The organism is Streptomyces lanatus, assembly GCF_014655715.1.
Lineage (GTDB): Bacteria > Actinomycetota > Actinomycetes > Streptomycetales > Streptomycetaceae > Streptomyces > Streptomyces lanatus.
This window is the reverse complement of record NZ_BNBM01000001.1, coordinates 586,979-603,055: the sequence shown is the minus strand read 5'-3', so window position 1 is coordinate 603,055 and position 16,077 is coordinate 586,979. Positions and strand designations below refer to the sequence as shown.

The 16,077-nt window shown below is 71.7% G+C and carries 17 protein-coding genes; 9 read left to right on the top strand and 8 right to left on the bottom strand.

What is annotated here, in order from left to right; genetic code table 11:
* The first annotated feature begins 8 nt into the window (after positions 1-8).
* From IE325_RS02670 to purU, 4 genes are read left to right on the top strand one after another with little or no spacing between them, the layout of a single operon-like run.
* Entirely contained in the window at positions 9-290 is a 282-nt protein-coding gene (locus IE325_RS02670; RefSeq protein ID WP_190067985.1) for a sarcosine oxidase subunit delta, read from the top strand.
* Positions 287-3,085 carry a 2Fe-2S iron-sulfur cluster-binding protein gene (locus IE325_RS02665; RefSeq protein ID WP_190067984.1) on the top strand — a complete coding sequence of 933 codons (2,799 nt, stop codon included), beginning with the start codon at positions 287-289 and terminating at the stop codon, positions 3,083-3,085. The genes IE325_RS02670 and IE325_RS02665 overlap by 4 nt, the downstream gene beginning before the upstream one ends.
* Positions 3,078-3,683, top strand: a complete 606-nt coding sequence (locus IE325_RS02660; protein WP_190067983.1) for a sarcosine oxidase subunit gamma — start codon at positions 3,078-3,080, stop codon at positions 3,681-3,683. The genes IE325_RS02665 and IE325_RS02660 overlap by 8 nt, the downstream gene beginning before the upstream one ends.
* Positions 3,683-4,522, top strand: coding sequence for a formyltetrahydrofolate deformylase (gene purU / locus IE325_RS02655; RefSeq protein ID WP_190067982.1), 840 nt, complete (start codon positions 3,683-3,685; stop codon positions 4,520-4,522). Before IE325_RS02660 ends, purU begins: the two co-directional genes overlap by 1 nt.
* Before the next feature lie 74 nt (positions 4,523-4,596).
* Here purU and IE325_RS02650 read toward each other — a convergent pair whose 3' ends face one another.
* From IE325_RS02650 to IE325_RS02640, 3 genes are all read right to left on the bottom strand, one after another.
* A complete protein-coding gene (locus tag IE325_RS02650) occupies positions 4,597-5,853 on the bottom strand; it encodes a cysteine desulfurase (protein WP_190067981.1) in 1,257 nt (418 codons plus the stop codon).
* The gene (locus IE325_RS02645) at positions 5,840-7,225 is read right to left on the bottom strand and encodes a family 2B encapsulin nanocompartment shell protein (RefSeq protein ID WP_229911620.1); all 1,386 of its coding nucleotides are present in this window, start codon (positions 7,223-7,225) and stop codon (positions 5,840-5,842) included. The genes IE325_RS02650 and IE325_RS02645 overlap by 14 nt, the downstream gene beginning before the upstream one ends.
* Positions 7,226-7,515: 290 nt before the next feature.
* Positions 7,516-7,869, bottom strand: a complete 354-nt coding sequence (locus IE325_RS02640; RefSeq protein ID WP_229911619.1) for a MazG-like family protein — start codon at positions 7,867-7,869, stop codon at positions 7,516-7,518.
* A 156-nt stretch (positions 7,870-8,025) separates the two neighbouring features.
* Between IE325_RS02640 and IE325_RS02635 the strand changes: the two genes are divergently transcribed.
* Genes IE325_RS02635 through IE325_RS02625 form a run of 3 tightly spaced genes read left to right on the top strand, consistent with a single transcriptional unit; the run spans position 8,026 to position 10,750 of the window.
* Positions 8,026-8,682: a hypothetical protein gene (locus tag IE325_RS02635; RefSeq protein WP_190067979.1), complete on the top strand. Its 657-nt coding sequence runs from the start codon at positions 8,026-8,028 to the stop codon at positions 8,680-8,682.
* A 32-nt stretch (positions 8,683-8,714) separates the two neighbouring features.
* A complete protein-coding gene (locus tag IE325_RS02630) occupies positions 8,715-10,235 on the top strand; it encodes an FAD-dependent monooxygenase (RefSeq protein WP_190067978.1) in 1,521 nt (506 codons plus the stop codon).
* Between the two features lie 32 nt (positions 10,236-10,267).
* Positions 10,268-10,750 carry a hypothetical protein gene (locus IE325_RS02625; protein ID WP_190067977.1) on the top strand — a complete coding sequence of 161 codons (483 nt, stop codon included), beginning with the start codon at positions 10,268-10,270 and terminating at the stop codon, positions 10,748-10,750.
* An 11-nt stretch (positions 10,751-10,761) separates the two neighbouring features.
* Here IE325_RS02625 and IE325_RS02620 read toward each other — a convergent pair whose 3' ends face one another.
* Entirely contained in the window at positions 10,762-11,124 is a 363-nt protein-coding gene (locus IE325_RS02620; protein WP_190067976.1) for an ArsR/SmtB family transcription factor, read from the bottom strand.
* Between the two features lie 125 nt (positions 11,125-11,249).
* Here IE325_RS02620 and IE325_RS02615 point away from each other — a divergent pair, with 125 nt between their 5' ends.
* Together IE325_RS02615 and IE325_RS02610 are read left to right on the top strand one after the other, a co-directional pair.
* Positions 11,250-12,731: an AlkA N-terminal domain-containing protein gene (locus IE325_RS02615; protein ID WP_308437613.1), complete on the top strand. Its 1,482-nt coding sequence runs from the start codon at positions 11,250-11,252 to the stop codon at positions 12,729-12,731.
* A gap of 23 nt (positions 12,732-12,754) precedes the next feature.
* The gene (locus tag IE325_RS02610; RefSeq protein WP_190067975.1) at positions 12,755-13,237 is read left to right on the top strand and encodes a methylated-DNA--[protein]-cysteine S-methyltransferase; all 483 of its coding nucleotides are present in this window, start codon (positions 12,755-12,757) and stop codon (positions 13,235-13,237) included.
* 5 nt (positions 13,238-13,242) lie between these two features.
* Here IE325_RS02610 and IE325_RS02605 read toward each other — a convergent pair whose 3' ends face one another.
* Genes IE325_RS02605 through IE325_RS02590 form a run of 4 tightly spaced genes read right to left on the bottom strand, consistent with a single transcriptional unit; the run spans position 13,243 to position 16,076 of the window.
* Complete coding sequence (locus IE325_RS02605) at positions 13,243-13,614, bottom strand: VOC family protein (protein ID WP_190067974.1); 372 nt, start codon at positions 13,612-13,614, stop codon at positions 13,243-13,245.
* A gap of 45 nt (positions 13,615-13,659) precedes the next feature.
* Complete coding sequence (locus IE325_RS02600; protein WP_190067973.1) at positions 13,660-14,412, bottom strand: SIR2 family NAD-dependent protein deacylase; 753 nt, start codon at positions 14,410-14,412, stop codon at positions 13,660-13,662.
* A gap of 28 nt (positions 14,413-14,440) precedes the next feature.
* Positions 14,441-14,713, bottom strand: coding sequence for a hypothetical protein (locus tag IE325_RS02595; RefSeq protein ID WP_190067972.1), 273 nt, complete (start codon positions 14,711-14,713; stop codon positions 14,441-14,443).
* 7 nt (positions 14,714-14,720) lie between these two features.
* Complete coding sequence (locus tag IE325_RS02590; protein WP_229911618.1) at positions 14,721-16,076, bottom strand: S8 family serine peptidase; 1,356 nt, start codon at positions 16,074-16,076, stop codon at positions 14,721-14,723.
* Position 16,077: the final 1 nt, after the last annotated feature.

The following is a 16,077-nucleotide window of genomic DNA, read 5'->3' as shown; positions in this document are numbered from 1 at the left end:
AGGACACCGTGCTGCTGATCAGTTGTCCCTGGTGCGGTCCTCGCGACGAGACCGAGTACCACTACGGCGGACAGGCCCATGTCCCCTACCCCGAGACCCCGGCCGACCTCACCGACGAGCAGTGGGCCGAGTACGTCTTCTACCGCGACAACCCCAGGGGCCCCTTCGCCGAGCGGTGGATGCACAGCATCGGCTGCCGCCGCTGGTTCAACGTTCTGCGCGACACCGCCACCCACGAGGTGCTCGCCTCCTACCGGCTCGACGAGCCACGCCCCGGAGGGAACCGATGACCGACCAGCACTTCCGGCTCCCCAGGGGCGGCCGTATCGACCGCACCGCCCTGCTGCGGTTCACCGTCGACGGACGGGAGCTGACCGGGCACCCAGGCGACACCCTCGCCTCCGCGATGCTGGCGAACGGCGTCGTCGAGGTCGCCCCGTCGCTCTACCACGGCCGGCCGCGTGGCGTCGTCGCCGCGGGCGTCGAGGAGCCCAACGCCCTGGTGCAGATCGACGGTTCGTGCTCCGAGGGCATGCTCCCGGCCACGACCCTGGAGCTCTACGACGGCCTGTCCGCCACCACCCTCTCCGGCATGGGCCACCTCGACCCCACCCCTGATCCTGCCGTCTACGACAAGAAGTACGTCCACACCGACGTCCTCGTCGTCGGCGCCGGACCCGCCGGGCTCTCGGCCGCCGCCGCTGCCGCCGCCTCCGGCGCCCGGGTGATCCTCGTCGACGAACAGCCCGAGCCCACCGACTGGGAGCGCGCCGCCGAACTGCGCGCGGTGCTCGACGCCGCGCCCGAGGCCGTCGTACTGCGGCGGACCACGGCCTTCGGGTCGTACGACGACAACTATGTGCTGGCGCTGCAACGGCGCACCGACCACCTCGGAGCCGACGCCCCGGCCGGCGTCTCGCGGCAGCGGCTGTGGCACATCCGCGCCCGTCAGGTGATCCTGGCGACCGGCGCCCACGAACGCCCGCTGGTGTTTGCCGGGAACGACCGCCCCGGAGTGATGCTCGCCGGGGCCGTGCGCACCTACCTCGAACGGTACGCGGTGGCCCCCGGTTCGCGGGCCGTGGTGAGCACCACCAACGACAGCGCGTACGACACGGTCACCGCCCTGCACGCCGCGGAGATCGACATCGCGGCCGTCGTGGACGCGCGCCCCGAACTGTCCGCGCGGGCCGCCGAGGTCGCCCGCACGACCGGGGTGCGGGTGCTGACCGGGAGCGCGGTGAGCGACACCGCGGGCGACGGGCGGCTCACCGGCGTCACGGTCCGGTCGCTCGACGTGGACGGTCCGCCGCAGTCGTTCGACTGTGACCTGCTCGCCGTATCCGGCGGCTGGAGTCCCGTCGTCCATCTGCACAGCCAGCGGCAGGGGCGGCTGCGCTGGGACGAGGACCTGATCGCGTTCGTGCCCGACGGCGTCGTACGGGACCAGCAGGTCGTGGGTGCGGCGCGCGGGACGTACGACCTCGACGGCTGTGCTGCCGAAGGGGCGCGGGCCGGGGCGCTGGCCGCGACCGGGGCCGGGTTCCCGGTGCCCGTGCCGTCGTCCGTTGATGCCCGGGGCTCGGGTCCGGTGCGGGCGCTGTGGCTGGTGCCCGGCGACTCCTGGGACACCCACTTCGTCGACCTCCAGCGCGATGTCACCGTCGCCGACGTCCTGCGCTCCACCGACGCCGGCATGCGCGGCGTCGAGCACGTCAAGCGCTACACCTCGCTCGGCACCGCCAACGACCAGGGCAAGACGTCCGGGGTCAACGCGATCGGTGTGATCGCCGAGATCCTCAAGGGCTCGCTGGGCGAGATCGGCACCACCGCCTACCGGGCGCCGTACACGCCGGTCGCCTTCGCCGCGCTCGCCGGGCGGGAGCGCGGCGAGCTGTTCGACCCGGAGCGGACCACGGCCATCCACAGCTGGCATGTCGCGCAGGGCGCCGAGTTCGAGGACGTCGGCCAGTGGAAGCGCCCCTGGTACTACCCCCGGCCCGGCGAGGACATGGACGCGGCCGTGGCCCGTGAGTGCCGGGCGGCGCGTGAGGGCGTGGCGTTCATGGACGCCTCGACCCTCGGCAAGATCGAGATCTGGGGTGCGGACGCGGGGGAGTTCCTCAACCGGGTCTACACCAACGCCTTCAAGAAGCTGAAGCCCGGCATGGCCCGCTACGGCGTCATGTGCAAGCCCGACGGCATGATCTTCGACGACGGTGTGACCCTGCGCCTCGACGACGACCGCTACTTCATGACCACCACGACCGGCGGCGCCGCGGGTGTCCTGGACTGGCTGGAGGAGTGGCTCCAGACCGAGTGGCCCGAACTCGACGTGCACTGCACCTCGGTGACCGAGCAGTGGGCGACGATCGCCGTCGTCGGCCCCAAGTCGCGCGAGGTCGTCGCCCATCTCGCCCCCGACGTCGACCTGTCCGCCGAGGCCTTCCCGTTCATGGCCTTCCGCGAGACCACCCTCGCCTCCGGCATCCCGGCCCGCATCTGCCGGATCTCCTTCTCCGGCGAACTCGCCTACGAGATCAACGTCTCCGCCTGGTACGGCCTCGCCGTCTGGGAGGAGGTGGACGCCATCGGGCGGCCCTACGACATCACGCCGTACGGCACCGAGACCATGCACGTCCTGCGGGCCGAGAAGGGCTACATCATCGTCGGCCAGGACACCGACGGCACCGTCACCCCGCAGGACGCGGGCATGAGCTGGGTCGTCTCGAAGCAGAAGGACTTCATCGGCAAGCGCTCCTACACCCGCGCCGACACAGCCCGCCCCGACCGCAAGCAGCTCGTCGGCCTGCTGCCGAGCGACCGCACGACCCGGCTGCCCGAGGGCACCCAACTCGTCGCCCCGGAGGTCGACTTGGAGACCGTGCCGGTGCCGATGCTCGGCCACGTCACCTCCAGCTACCACAGCCCGGCCCTCGGCCGCCCCTTCGCCCTCGCCCTCGTCGCCGACGGGCAGGCGCGCAAGGGCCAGACCCTGCTCGCCCCGGTGGGCGACGACCTGGTGCCCGTCGAGGTGACCGACTTCGTCCTCTACGACCCCGAAGGGACCAGGCGAGATGGCTGAGACCGGCCCCGCAGTACTGTGCAGAAGCCCGCTGGCACACCTGGAGGAGCGGATGCGGGCCGCCGGCGTCACCGGCACCCGTGGTGTCACGCTCGTCGAGCGCCCGTTCCTGACCATGCTGAACCTGCGTGTCGACCCCGCGTCCGAGGCGGCCGGCCGCATCGGCGGGACCCTGGGCGTGCCGCTCCCGGGCGAGTGCGGCCGTACCGCCGCGTCCGGCGACCGTACGGTCCTGTGGCTCGGCCCCGACGAATGGCTCGTGGTGTCCGAAGGGCCCGCTGCGGACGCCGAGTTGACGGCGGCCCTCGACGGCGGACCGGGCTCGGTCGTGGACGTCTCCGCCAACCGCACCACGCTGGAACTGAGCGGCCCGGCCGCCCGGCAGGTACTGGAGAAGGGCTGCCCCCTGGACCTGCACCCCAGGGCCTTCGGCCCCGGCCGCGCCGTGTCGACCACCGTCGGCCCCGTCGCCGTACTCCTGTGGCAGGTCGACGACACCCCCACCTACCGCCTGCTGCCCCGCTCGTCGTTCGCCGACTATCTGGCCCGCTGGCTCATCGACGCGATGAGCGAGTACCGGGGCCCGGAGGTGCCGTGATGGAGTTCGTCCTCACCCTCGACTGCCCCGAGTCGCCCGGCATCGTCGCCGCCGTCTCGCAGTTCCTGCTGGAACAGGGCAGCGACATCATCGACAACCACCAGTTCGGCGACCGCAGGGACGGCCACTTCTTCATGCGGGTACGGTTCACCGCGCCCGGCGGTGAGGACACCCTGCGGGGTGAATTCGCCGCCGTGGCCGCGCCGTTCGCCATGCGATGGCACCTGGAGCCGGCCGGTACCCGCCGACGCGTACTGATCATGGTGTCCCGCTACGGCCACTGCCTCAACGACCTGCTCTACCGCACCCGCAGCGGCGATCTGCCCATCGACGTGGTCGCCGTCGTCTCCAACCACCGCGACCACGAGGCACTCGTCACCTGGCACGGCATCCCGTTCTTCCACGTGCCGGTCACCGCCGCCACCAAGCCCGATGCCGAGGCCCGGCTCCTGGAACTCGTCGACTCGCTCGACGTCGATCTGATCGTGCTGGCCCGCTATATGCAGGTGCTCTCCGACGAGCTGTGCGGGCGGCTGGCCGGGCGGACGATCAACATCCACCACTCGTTCCTGCCGAGCTTCAAGGGCGCCAAGCCCTACCACCAGGCACACGAACGGGGCGTCAAACTCGTCGGCGCCACCGCCCACTACGTCACCGCCGACCTCGACGAGGGCCCGATCATCGCCCAGGAGGTCATCGACGTCGACCACAGCCACACCCCCGACGACCTGGCCGCCATCGGCCGGGACGCCGAGTCGGCGGCCCTCGCCCGGGCGGTGCGGTGGCACTGCGAGGGCCGGGTGTTCGTCCAGGGCCGGCGCACGGTGGTGCTGCGCTGACCCGGGGCGACTCAGCGAGGTCCGTGCGGCCATCCCCTGACCGCACGGACCCCGGTGCGCCCTGACTCCCGCTGTCAGGCGCTCTGTTGCAGTCTCAACAGCGACGCGACGAGCTGGTCCACCTCCTCGGACGTGTTGTACAGGGCGAGAGAGGCGCGGGCCGCCGACTCCAACCCGTAGTGGGTCAGGGCCGGTTGGGCACAGTGGTGCCCGGCGCGGATGGCGATTCCGTCGGCGTCGAGCCAGTCGGCGACGGTCGCCGGGTCATGCCCGGCGAGGGTGAAGGTGAGCACCGCGATCCGGTCCGGCGCCGAGCCGATCAGTTCGAGCCCGGGCACCGCGGCGAGCGCCTCGTGCGCATAAGCCATCAGCCCGTCCTCGTACGCGGCGACGGCCCCCCGGTCGAGGGACGTCAGCCAGTTCACGGCGGCGAGCAGTCCCACCACTCCGGAGATGTGCCCGGTACCGGCCTCCATCCGATGCGGTACGGCCGCAAATGTGGTCTCCCCGAACTCCACCGACTCGATCATGTTGCCGCCGCCCTGCCACGGCGCCATGGCCGCGAGGAGTTCCGGCTTCGCGTACAGGGCACCGATGCCGGTCGGCGCGAACAGCTTGTGGCCGGAGAAGGCGTAGAAGTCCGCGTCCAGGTCCCGCACATCGACCGGGAAGTGGGCGACGGCCTGGGCGCCGTCCACCAGCACTCTGGCGCCGTAGCGGTGGGCCAGTGCCGTCATCTCCTTGACGGGCGGGACGGTGCCCAGGACGTTCGAGGCGTGGCTGATCGCGACGAGCCGGGTGCGTGCGGACAGCAGATCCGCGTACGCGTCCTGGTCGATCGCGCCGTCCGGCGTGAGCGGGACCGGCACCAGCCGAGCCCGGGTCTCCTTCGCGACCATCTGCCAGGGCACGATGTCCGAGTGGTGCTCCAGGACCGGCACCAGGATGTCGTCCCCGGGCCCGAGGCTGGCCCGGCCCCAGCTCTGCGCGACGAGGTTGATCGCCTCCGTGGTGCCCCGTACGAAGACGACGGTCTCCGGGCCCGGGGCACCCAGCAGCCCGGCGACTGCGGCCCGGCCCGCCTCGTACGCCTCGGTGGCCTCCCGCGCCATGGTGTGGGCCCCGCGGTGGATGTTGGAGTTGGCGGCGCCGTAGTAGGCGGTGAGCGCCTCGATGACCTGGCGCGGCTTCTGTGTGGTGGCCGCGTTGTCGAGCCAGACGAGGGGATGGCCGTTGACGGTCCGGTGCAGGATCGGGAAGTCATGGCGCACCGACTCGGCCGTGAAGCCGCCCGACCGGCGCGGCGGCGCCGTGACGTCAGGCGTAGTCATGGTACTTGGACACCTCGACGTTCTGGAGTACGGCGATGGCGTCGTCCACCAGCACGGCCGTGTTGAAGTAGGCCGTCATCAGATACGACGTGATGCCCTTGGCGTCCATGCCCATGTTCCGCATGGACAGCCCGGGTTCGACCTCGTCCGGCACACCCGCCGGCCGCAGGCCGACCACGCCCTGCTCGGCCTCGCCGGTCCGGATCAGCAGGATCTCTGTCGTCCCGGTCATGGAGCCGGTGGGGCACGGCACCTTGTCGGACGGCAGCAGCGGCACGCCCCGCCAGGTCAGCAGGGGACTGCCGAACCGGCTGTCCGTGACCGGGGGCACGCCCCGCCGCGTACATTCGCGTCCGAACGCGGCGATCGCCCTCGGGTGCGCCACGAAGCAGGCCGGCTGCTTCCACACCCGCGCGAGCAGCTCGTCCAGGTCGTCGGGGGTCGGGGCGCCGGTGCGCGCCTGCACCCGCTGGCCGGCCGGGACGCTGTGGAGGAGCCCGAACTCCGGGTGGTTGAGCATCAGGTTCTCCTGCCGCTCACGCAGGGCCTGGATCGTCAGGTTGGCCTGGGTACGGGTCTGGTCCATCGGCCCGTTGTAGAGGTCGGCGACACGGGAGTGGACCATCATCCGGGTCTGGGCCAGCGTCATGTGGTACTCGCGCGGCATGTCCTCGTAGTCGACGTACGTGCCCGGCAGATCGACCTCACCGACATGGCCGCCGCTCAGATCGATCGGCGCCTCGCTGCCGGGCGCGGGCATGCCGCCCGCCGTGTACGACTCCACCGCCCCGCGCAGCGCCGCGTCGTGCTCCATGAGCCCGGCGAGGGCGGAGCGCTCGGCACGCAGGGCGACGCCGGGGGTGACGGCCCTGACCGTGTACGGCATGGGCTCGCCCCTGGTCCACGCCTCCAGGTCGAAGTACTGCCCGTCGCCGATGACCTGGATCAGCGCCTCGTCGCCGTACCGCCCGGCGGCACGCTTCTCGGCGCGGCCCCGCACCAGCACCCACAGATGCTCGGCGGCGTCGCCCTCCTGGACCAGCACCTGCCCGGCCTCGAAGCTCATCTCGGTGAACGAGTCGGCCAGCCGGCCCAGCAGCGCGTCCTCGGAGTCGCGCAGATAGGCGATCTCGCGTAAGTCGCCCGGGACGACGCGTGGTGTCCCGTCGTCGGTGTGGGTGCTGATGCGGTCGTCGCCCAGGACGTAGGTACGGCGCCGGTTGACGCGGTAGACCCCCGATTCGACGTCGACCCAGGGCAGGGCGCGCAGCAGATAGCGCGGGGTGATGCCGCGCATCTGCGGGGTCGTCTTGGTGGTCGTCGCGAGTTGCCGTGCGGCGTCGGGGCTGAGGGTGATGCGGTCGGTCGTCACGGTGGCCTCCTCAGGCGAAACGCTCCGAGAGCGGACTTGTGTACGAGCGACGCCGATCGTGCAGGGGGCGACGGGCCCTCACAAGACGCGACGGCCCGGGCTCCGCGGAGCCCGGGCCGAAAACACTCGACGTGGGGGAGGGAAGGGCCCGGCATCACACGCGCCGAGCGGTCCGACGCTCGCTCACATCGCCTGCAGACGACTTGATTTGGCCCCGTATCACAGCTTTTGGAATCCTAAAGAGGTGCTTATACGAACCGTCCGCAGGCCGTGTTTGCCTGAACCCGCAACTACTCGCGGCCCTGGTGCGGCAACGGCTCGGTCAGATCCTGGTCGGCGATACGGCTCATGTGCCGCGCGAACACATCCGGCGCCTCCGGGTTCATGCGCCTCAGCGCGACCATCCCGGTGACGATGACGTCACAGATCTCGGACTCCACGTCCTCCCAGGTGTGCGAGTAGCCCTTGCGGGGGTTCTGTCCCGTGGCGCCGATCACGGCTTCGGCGACCTCACCCGCCTCCTCCTGGATCTTCAGCAGCTGGAGAAGGATCCGCTGCTCGCGAGGGAGCGTGGAGTGGTCTTCGAATCGGGCGGCGAGGCGGTCGATGGTCTGCCAGACGTCGGGCAGCGAGGTGTCGGTCACGGGCACAGCATCTCGCATTGGCCGGATCTGGCCGCAACTCGCGTAATTCTGACGGGAGTTGGCGCGACTTCCTGGAGAGACTCTTGAGGCGGGCGGCACAGGGGGAGGGGGACCCGGGTGAGTGGTGCGGGGGACGGGGCGCCTGCGAGGCGGCGCATGAGCGCGGGAGAAATCGCCGCGTTGGTGTCGGCGGCCACGGCCGTCGTGGGCCTGCTGCTGGCGGTGTTCGGAGTGCCGCTCCTCGGGGGTTCGTCGCCGGGGCGGCCCGTGGGCGGCGGCGCTGCGGCGGTATCGGACGCGCCGGCCACACCGCGAGCGTCCCCATCGCTCCCGCTGCCCAGCGGCTGGCGTCCTGTCGCCGCACCCCGCCTCAGGGCGTCCTTCGCCCTTCCCGACGACTGGACCCAGGACCGCGACAGTGCCATCCAGAGCAATTGGAGTTCCCCGGACGAGGAGCACGTCATGAGCCTCAAGCGTGACTCGTCCTACGGACCGACTCCGAAGGACGCCGTCGCCGGGCAGCTGGAGTGGTACCGCGACACATCCGAGTCCTCCATGGCGGACCTGAAAGCCGCCACCCACCCCACCCGGCAGAACGGCAAGGAAGCCCTCCTGCTGGAGATCGACTACCACTACGCCGATCGCCCGGAGGTCCGCAAACGCCTGGAGGTGTTCGTCGCGGGCAAGGCGGGCCAGGTCTACCAGCTGCTCTTCGACACCGTCGCCACCCCAGAGAGGCTGGCGGCCCAGAAGCGACTGCTCGCCACCGCCAGGGCCCGGCTGCTGATCGACACGAGCGTGCAGGGGCGGTAGGAGAGCGGCCGGGCCCGTCTACCGTTGAACCCATGACGTCACCGCTGGACGTGCTGGTCGTGGGAGCCGGGCCCACCGGGCTCGCGCTCGCCGCTCAACTGCGCTCCTACGGAACCCGGTTCCGGGTCGTCGACCGGTCCTTGGACCGGGTGCGGGAGTCCAGGGCGCTCGGCATCCAGCCCCGCACGCTGGAGGCGCTCGCCGGGTTCGGGGTGAGCGGGGAACTCGTGGAGCGGGGCAACACGGCGATGGGGCTCCGGCTGCATCTGGGCGGGCGCACGGTGTCCGTGCCGCTCTTCGACATCGGCGCCCCTGACACCCCGTACCCCTTCCTGCTGTTCCTCGCGCAGGCCGAGACGGAGAGCGTGCTCGGTGAGCATCTGGCCGCGCGGGACGTGACCGTCGAGCGCGGTACCGAGGTCGTGGGACTGGAGCGGCAGGGGCCGTATGTCGCAGCGCGGCTGCGCGGCCGGGACGGCACGGAGGAGACCGTGACGGCGCGCTATGTCGTGGGCTGCGACGGCGCCCACAGCACGGTGCGCGCCCGGGCGGGCATCGGCTTCGAGGGCTACGCCTATCCGCAGACGTATCTCCTCGCCGACCTGGAGGTCGACGGCCTGGAGCCGGACGCCGTGCACTCGTACATGACCGGTCGCGGCATGCTGTTCTTCTTCCCGCTGGGCTCGCCCGCCCCCTGGCGGATGCTCGCGATGCGGCCCTCCGACGCCCCCGACGACAAGGTGACGCTGCCGCTGCTGCGGCACATCGCCGAACGGTACGGCGCGGAAGGACTGGTCCTGCGGGATCCCGTCTGGATGACCGACTTCCGCCTCCACAACCGCGGCGCCGCCCGCTACCGCTCCGGCCCCTTCTTCCTCGCGGGCGACGCGGCCCACATCCACAGCCCGGCCGGCGCCCAGGGCATGAACACCGGCATCCAGGACGCCCTCAACCTGGGCTGGAAGCTGGCCCTCGTCTGCCGGGGCGCCGCGCCCGAGGAACTGCTGGAGACGTACGGCGCCGAGCGCGCCCCGGTCGGCCGTGACGTGCGGCGCTTCACCGACCGCGCGTTCGTCATCGCCACCAGCCCGCACCCGGTCCTGCGATTCGCCCGCGCCCGCCTCGTACCGCACCTCGCCCCGCTGGCGCGGTACGCGACCGCGCCCCGCCGCCGCGTGTTCCGCGCCGTCTCCGAACTCGGCATCCACTACCGCCGCAGCCCCGCCTCGACGCCCGGCACCCGACCGCCACGCCGTGGACCGCGCGCCGGCGACCGGCTGCCCGACCTGCCCCGCGGACTCCAGGCACGGACCGCCGCCCCCGGCTGGCATCTGCTCCTGTCCGGCCCGCCGCACCACTGGCCGGACGAGCGACTCGCCCCGATCCTGACCGGCCGGACCGATCTGATCACCGTGCACCGCCTCGCCGACCGAAGCCCCTGGCCCGGCCTCGCCCAGGGACTCGTACGGCCCGACGGCCACCTCGGCTACGTCGCACGCGGCGCCGGACTGGACGGGCTGCGGGCCTACGTCGACCGCTGGCTGCCGGCGTGAACACCGACCGGCCTTGATCCGTACCCCTTTTCGTGCAGTCACAGCGAGGAAGCCGAGGAAACAGAGCAAGCACCGGTCTCGTCGCCGCAGCCGGCGGGCTGGTTCTCCTGCTCACCGCGACCGCGTGCGGTGGTGGTGACGACAAGGGAGCCTCCGCGCAGAGCAGCCCGACGAACGTCTCCGCCACCGTGGCCGGCGTCGTGGCACCGGCGAAGATCGAGGTGATCGCCGACCTGACCGGCTGCAAGGTCAAGATCAGGACCGAGGCGGACGAACTGCGCGAGGGCGTCTGCCACACCGCGAAGGGCAACTACCTCATCACGACGTTCCCCGAGGAGAAGTACAAGCTCACCTGGCTGGACACGGCCTCCGTCTACGGCGGCAAATACCTCGTCGGCCCCCGCTGGGTGGTCAGCGGAAAACCGGCGCTCCTCGACGGTCTCCGGCCGCAACTGGGCGGCACCATCCAGCAGTTGAGCGGCATCGGACCGGCTCCGGGCGCCAGCGCGTCGTAGCGCGACGCGGCTCAGTCGGCCGTGTCGCTGATGCCCAGCCGCAGATGCTCGACGTGGTACACGGCCTGGTCGAGCAGCTCGGCGACATGGTGGTCATGCAGCGCGTACACCACGGAACGGCCGCGCCGCTCGCCCACCACCAGCCCGAGATTGCGCAGCAGCCGCAGCTGGTGCGAGCAGGCCGACTGCTCCATGCCGACCTCGGCCGCCAACTCCGTGGCCGGCAGCGGCCCCTCGCGCAGCCGGGCCAGGATCAGCAGACGGGAGGGCGTGGACAGGGCCTGGAGGGTGGTGGCCACCTTGGCCGCGTTGCCCGCGTCCAGGCGTACGCGCTCGGGGGCGTCCTGCGCGGCGGTGACGGCTCCATGACCCATGAGGGGTATCTTACCCATCGTACATGTACACATGAATGATGATTCATGCGTCCTGGTCGGCGCGGGACTGGTTGATGTCGGATTCCCGCCAGCCCCGATTCTCCTCCGTGGCCGATGCTGGATGCATGCAGAAGGGGATGCACACCGACACGGAGCGCTGCGTGCGCGCCGTCCAGTCCAAGGACGCCCGCTTCGACGGATGGTTCTTCACGGCGGTCGTCACGACCGGGATCTACTGCCGGCCCAGCTGCCCGGTGGTCCCGCCCAAGCCGGAGAACATGCGGTTCCACCCGAGCGCGGCCGCCTGCCAGCAGGCCGGGTTCCGGGCCTGCAAGCGCTGCCGCCCGGACACCAGCCCCGGCTCCCCGGAGTGGAACCAGCGCGCCGACCTCGTGGCCCGCGCGATGCGGCTGATCGCCGACGGAGTCGTCGACCGCGAGGGCGTACCCGGCCTCGCCGCCCGGCTCGGCTACAGCACCCGGCAGATCGAACGCCAGCTCCTCGCCGAACTCGGCGCCGGCCCGCTCGCCCTGGCCCGCGCCCAGCGCGCCCAGGCGGCCCGCCTCCTCATCGAGACGACGCCGCTGCCCATGGCGGACATCGCCTTCGCCGCCGGCTTCGCCTCCATCCGCACCTTCAACGACACCGTCCGCGAGGTCTTCGCCCTCGCCCCGACGGATCTGCGCGCCCGCGCGCCCCGCGGCAACCCCGGCAGCGCCACCGGCGCCCTCACCCTGCGCCTGCCGTTCCGCGCCCCCCTCAACCCCGACAACCTCTTCGGCCACCTCGCGGCGACCGCCGTACCCGGCGTCGAGGAGTGGCGGGACGGCGCCTACCGGCGCACGCTGAGGCTGCCGTACGGCCACGGCATCGTGTCCCTGACACCTCGGCCCGACCACATCGCCTGCCGCCTCACCCTCGGTGACCTGCGAGACCTGACGGTCGCCATCAGCCGGTGCCGCCGGATGCTCGACCTGGACGCCGACCCGGTCGCCATCGACGACCAGCTGCGTACGGATCCCCTGCTGGCGCCCCTGGTCGACAAGGCGCCCGGCCGCAGGGTGCCGCGCACGGTCGACGAGGCCGAGTTCGCCGTACGGGCGGTGCTGGGCCAGCAGGTCTCCACGGCGGCGGCCCGCACCCACGCGGCCCGCCTCGTCACCGCGCACGGCGAGCGGGTCGACGACCCCGAGGGCGGCCTCACTCACCTGTTCCCGTCCCCGGAGGCGCTGGCCTCGCTGGACCCGGAGTCCCTGGCGATGCCCCGCACCCGCCGCACGACGTTCACGACACTCGTACGGGGGCTCGCCGACGGTGAGCTGCGCCTGGGCCCGGACAGTGACTGGCCGGAAACCCGGGCCCGGCTGTTGGAGTTGCCGGGCTTCGGCCCCTGGACGGTCGACGTCATCGCCATGCGCGCCCTCGGCGACCCCGACGCCTTCCTCCCCACCGACCTCGGAATCCGCCGCGCCGCCGAGGAGTTGGGCCTGCCGTCGACCCCGGCGGCTCTGACCTCACGCGCGGCGGCCTGGCGCCCTTGGCGGGCGTACGCCGTCCAGTACCTGTGGGCGACGGACAGCCACCCGATCAACTTCCTTCCCGTATAAGGAAATCCAGGTAAGGAAATCCAGTGAAGCAGCACACCGTCATCGACAGCCCCTACGGCCCGCTCACCCTCGTCGCCGAGGACGGCGTCCTGTGCGGCCTCTACATGACCGACCAGCGCCACCGCCCACCCGAGGAGACCTTCGGAGACCGCGACGAGACGCCCTTCGGTGCGATCGTCGACGAGCTGGAGGCCTACTTCGCGGGCGACCTCAAGGATTTCACCGTCGAACTGCGCCTCAACGGCACCGAGTTCCAGCGCCGCGTCTGGGACCAGCTGCGCCGCATCCCGTACGGCGAGACCCGCTCCTACGGCGAACTCGCCGACGCCCTGGGCAACTCCGGCGCCTCCCGCGCGGTCGGACTCGCCAACGGCAAGAACCCGATCGGCATCATCGTCCCCTGCCACCGTGTCGTCGGCGCCAACGGCAGCCTCACCGGCTACGGCGGCGGACTGGACCGCAAACAGCGCCTGCTGGACTTCGAGAGCGGAACGGCCTTGTTCTGAGCCCCTCAGCCGCCGTCCCGCTCCGCGGCGCCGCGCTCCACACAGAACTCGTTGCCCTCCGGATCGGCGAGGACCACCCAGCCCCTGCCGTCCGGCCGGCGCCGGTCGTCGACCAGCGCGGCACCGAGGGCGAGCACCCGCTCGACCTCCTCGTCCCGGGTGCGGTCCTGCGGCTGAAGGTCGAGATGCACACGGTTCTTGACGCTCTTGGGCTCGGGGACGGTGACGAACAACAGCCCCGCCCCCTCGATCAGCACATCCTCGTCTCCCGGCTTGTCGTCCTCGTGCACGGGCAGGTCGAGCACCTGGGACCAGAAGCCGGCGAGGCGGTAGGCGTCGGCGGAGTCGATCGTCACATGGCGGATCCGAGAAGTCATGGGAGGGATTCTGATCCGCTCACCCTGCCGCACGCAGCTGATTTCTCACCGGCGGGTCTGTCTCGGAGTCCCCGACCCGAGGCGACCGAGCAGCGCCGGCAGGGCCGTGCCGATCGGCTCCCGGACGATTTCGTCGGCCAGTTCGTCGTACGGAGTCGGCTCCGCGTTGACGATGACGAGCCGGGCGCCATGGTCGGCGGCGATACCTGCGAGCCCTGCGGCGGGCTGGACCTGGAGGCTGGTGCCGACGGCGATGAAGACCTGGCAGGCCTTGGTGATGGCGACCGCCTCACCCAGGACCGACGGATCGAGGCGCTCGCCGAACATCACCGTCGCCGACTTCAGGATCCCGCCGCACTCCAGACACGGCGGATCGGCCTCACCGGCCTCGACACGGGCCAGGGCGTCCTCCATCGGCCCGCGCGCATCGCACTTCGTGCACAGCACACTCCGTGCGCTGCCGTGCAGTTCGAGCACCTTGCGGGCGGGCATCCCGGCGAGCTGGTGCAGCCCGTCCACGTTCTGCGTGATCACCCGCACCGGCACGCCCGACCGCTCCAGCTCCGCGACAGCCCGGTGCCCGGCGTTCGGCTCGGCCCGGAGGGCGCGGTTCTTGCGCCGCAGCTGCCAGGAACGCCGCCGGATCTCCGGGTCGCCCATGTAGTACTCGTACGTCACGAGCTTCTCGGCCTCCGGATCCCGGCGCCACAGCCCGTTCGGCCCGCGGTAGTCCGGGATCCCGGAGTCCGTGCTGATACCGGCGCCGCTGAGGATCGCGACGAGGGGCGGCTTGGTCATGGCATCGAGCGTAGGACAGTCCTGGTAGTCAGTCGTTGTCGTTTTCGGGGCGGGGCGGGCCGAAGGGCTCGATACGGGGGTTGGCGTACGGGCCACCGGCCCCGGGGATTCCCCGGAGCCGCTCGCCGGCGCTCTGCGTGACCAGCAGGGCGTACAGATGGCGGGCCGGGTCGACGAGGACCAGGCCGTACGCCGTGTCCACCTCGTCCTCCGCCAGCCGCAGCCGGCGCACGGCGTCCCGCAGCGTGGCGCCCGGCCAGAGCGTCACGCTGATCAGGACGGTGGGGCTGTCGGCAGCCATGGGCCTCCTAAGAACGGCCGCTGTTCTTGCCGCGCAGGCGCAGCGCCTCCACGATCGACGCTGTGCTGATGGTGCCGTACCCGTAATCATGGTCGTAGCCGGCGATTCCGGCGTCGTTGGCGGTCCGCCGCAGCAGGGTGCGCATCCCGGCGGGGGACAGCTGCCGGGGCGTGAGCCGGGTGCGCACCGCCGCGACGACGCCCGCCGCGACCGGGCAGGCCGCCGAGGTGCCCGAGTCGGGGCTGCCCGCGCCGAACGCCCCCGAGCCGGAGAAGTGGGTGTACGTGGCGAGGTCCGGCTTGCGTGAGGCGAGCCTTCCGGGGCCCTGGGACGAGTAGCCGACCCGGTTGCCGTGCACGTCGACGCCGGCCACCGAGAGCACCCGGGGATGCGAATTGGCCCCGGTGATCGGCCGGCTCGGGAAGGCGCACCTGCCGTCGGGACAGTCCCGTCCGCAGTTTCCGGCGGCGAAGAGAATGTCGGCACCGGCCTCTTCCAGCGCGGCGACGGCCAGGTTGAACGGGTGGGCGCGGTTGTCGGAGTAATTGCCCGGATGCCCCGGCGGGAAGTCCCAGGCCGGGCTGAACGAACCCCAGCTGTTGCTGACGACGAGCGGGGAGCGGTCCTTGCGCGGCACGGCCTCCAGCAGCGACCGCAGATGCGCGAACGCGGCGACCGCGTCGGACAGCAGGCCGTCCAGGGCGGTGCCGCCCTGCCGCCGGGACAGCAGCACGGGCACATCGACCAGGTCCGCCCGCTCGGCGACGATCAGCGCGTCGAAGGCGCACATCGTGCCGTGGTGCACCGGGAACCGGCCGAAGTCCCCGTCGACCCCGGCGGGTTTCCAGCTGAGGTCCTCCCTGAGCGACACCTCCCGGCCGCCTAGGGCCCGGCTCACATGGGCGGTGTTGATTCCGGTGTCGACGACGGCGAGGGCGACACCCTGCCCGTCGAGACCCTCGGCGGCGAGGAGGTCCGTGACGCTGTGCCGGACGTCGTTCCAGTCGCCGACGGGGGGAGTGCCGCCGCAGACCGGGGTCGTCTCGATCACCGGGTCGGAGGAGATGCCGACGATGTCCGGACGCGCCGCGGACAGCAGAGCCAGCCGGCCCGCCAGGTCGTCGTCCTGGATCTCCCCGCGGACCAGCACACTCGCGTCTTCGGGGGCCAGGGAGAACACGAGCGGCTGGTCCAGCGACAGCGGATCGCCGCCGGACTCCGCGGGCCGCGGCCGGGGCACCGGAACCGGCACGAACGCCGGATCCAGGATCAGCCCGGGAACCTCGCCCGCCACTTCGACGGCCGGCGGGGTGGGAGTCCGGGAATCGACCACGGCAGCCACCACATCGCGCTCGGGCCGCATT

What these genes read in the sequence shown, in the direction of transcription:
- IE325_RS02665 (WP_190067984.1), top strand. Translation starts at nt 287, where the DNA reads ATGACCGACCAGCACTTCCGGCTCCCCAGGGGCGGCCGTATCGACCGC.
- IE325_RS02660 (WP_190067983.1), top strand. Translation starts at nt 3,078, where the DNA reads ATGGCTGAGACCGGCCCCGCAGTACTGTGCAGAAGCCCGCTGGCACAC.
- purU (WP_190067982.1), top strand. Translation starts at nt 3,683, where the DNA reads ATGGAGTTCGTCCTCACCCTCGACTGCCCCGAGTCGCCCGGCATCGTC.
- IE325_RS02650 (WP_190067981.1), bottom strand. Translation starts at nt 5,853, where the DNA reads ATGACTACGCCTGACGTCACGGCGCCGCCGCGCCGGTCGGGCGGCTTC.
- IE325_RS02635 (WP_190067979.1), top strand. Translation starts at nt 8,026, where the DNA reads ATGAGCGCGGGAGAAATCGCCGCGTTGGTGTCGGCGGCCACGGCCGTC.
- IE325_RS02630 (WP_190067978.1), top strand. Translation starts at nt 8,715, where the DNA reads ATGACGTCACCGCTGGACGTGCTGGTCGTGGGAGCCGGGCCCACCGGG.
- IE325_RS02620 (WP_190067976.1), bottom strand. Translation starts at nt 11,124, where the DNA reads ATGGGTCATGGAGCCGTCACCGCCGCGCAGGACGCCCCCGAGCGCGTA.
- IE325_RS02615 (WP_308437613.1), top strand. Translation starts at nt 11,250, where the DNA reads ATGCAGAAGGGGATGCACACCGACACGGAGCGCTGCGTGCGCGCCGTC.
- IE325_RS02605 (WP_190067974.1), bottom strand. Translation starts at nt 13,614, where the DNA reads ATGACTTCTCGGATCCGCCATGTGACGATCGACTCCGCCGACGCCTAC.
- IE325_RS02600 (WP_190067973.1), bottom strand. Translation starts at nt 14,412, where the DNA reads ATGACCAAGCCGCCCCTCGTCGCGATCCTCAGCGGCGCCGGTATCAGC.
- IE325_RS02595 (WP_190067972.1), bottom strand. Translation starts at nt 14,713, where the DNA reads ATGGCTGCCGACAGCCCCACCGTCCTGATCAGCGTGACGCTCTGGCCG.
- IE325_RS02590 (WP_229911618.1), bottom strand. Translation starts at nt 16,076, where the DNA reads ATGCGGCCCGAGCGCGATGTGGTGGCTGCCGTGGTCGATTCCCGGACT.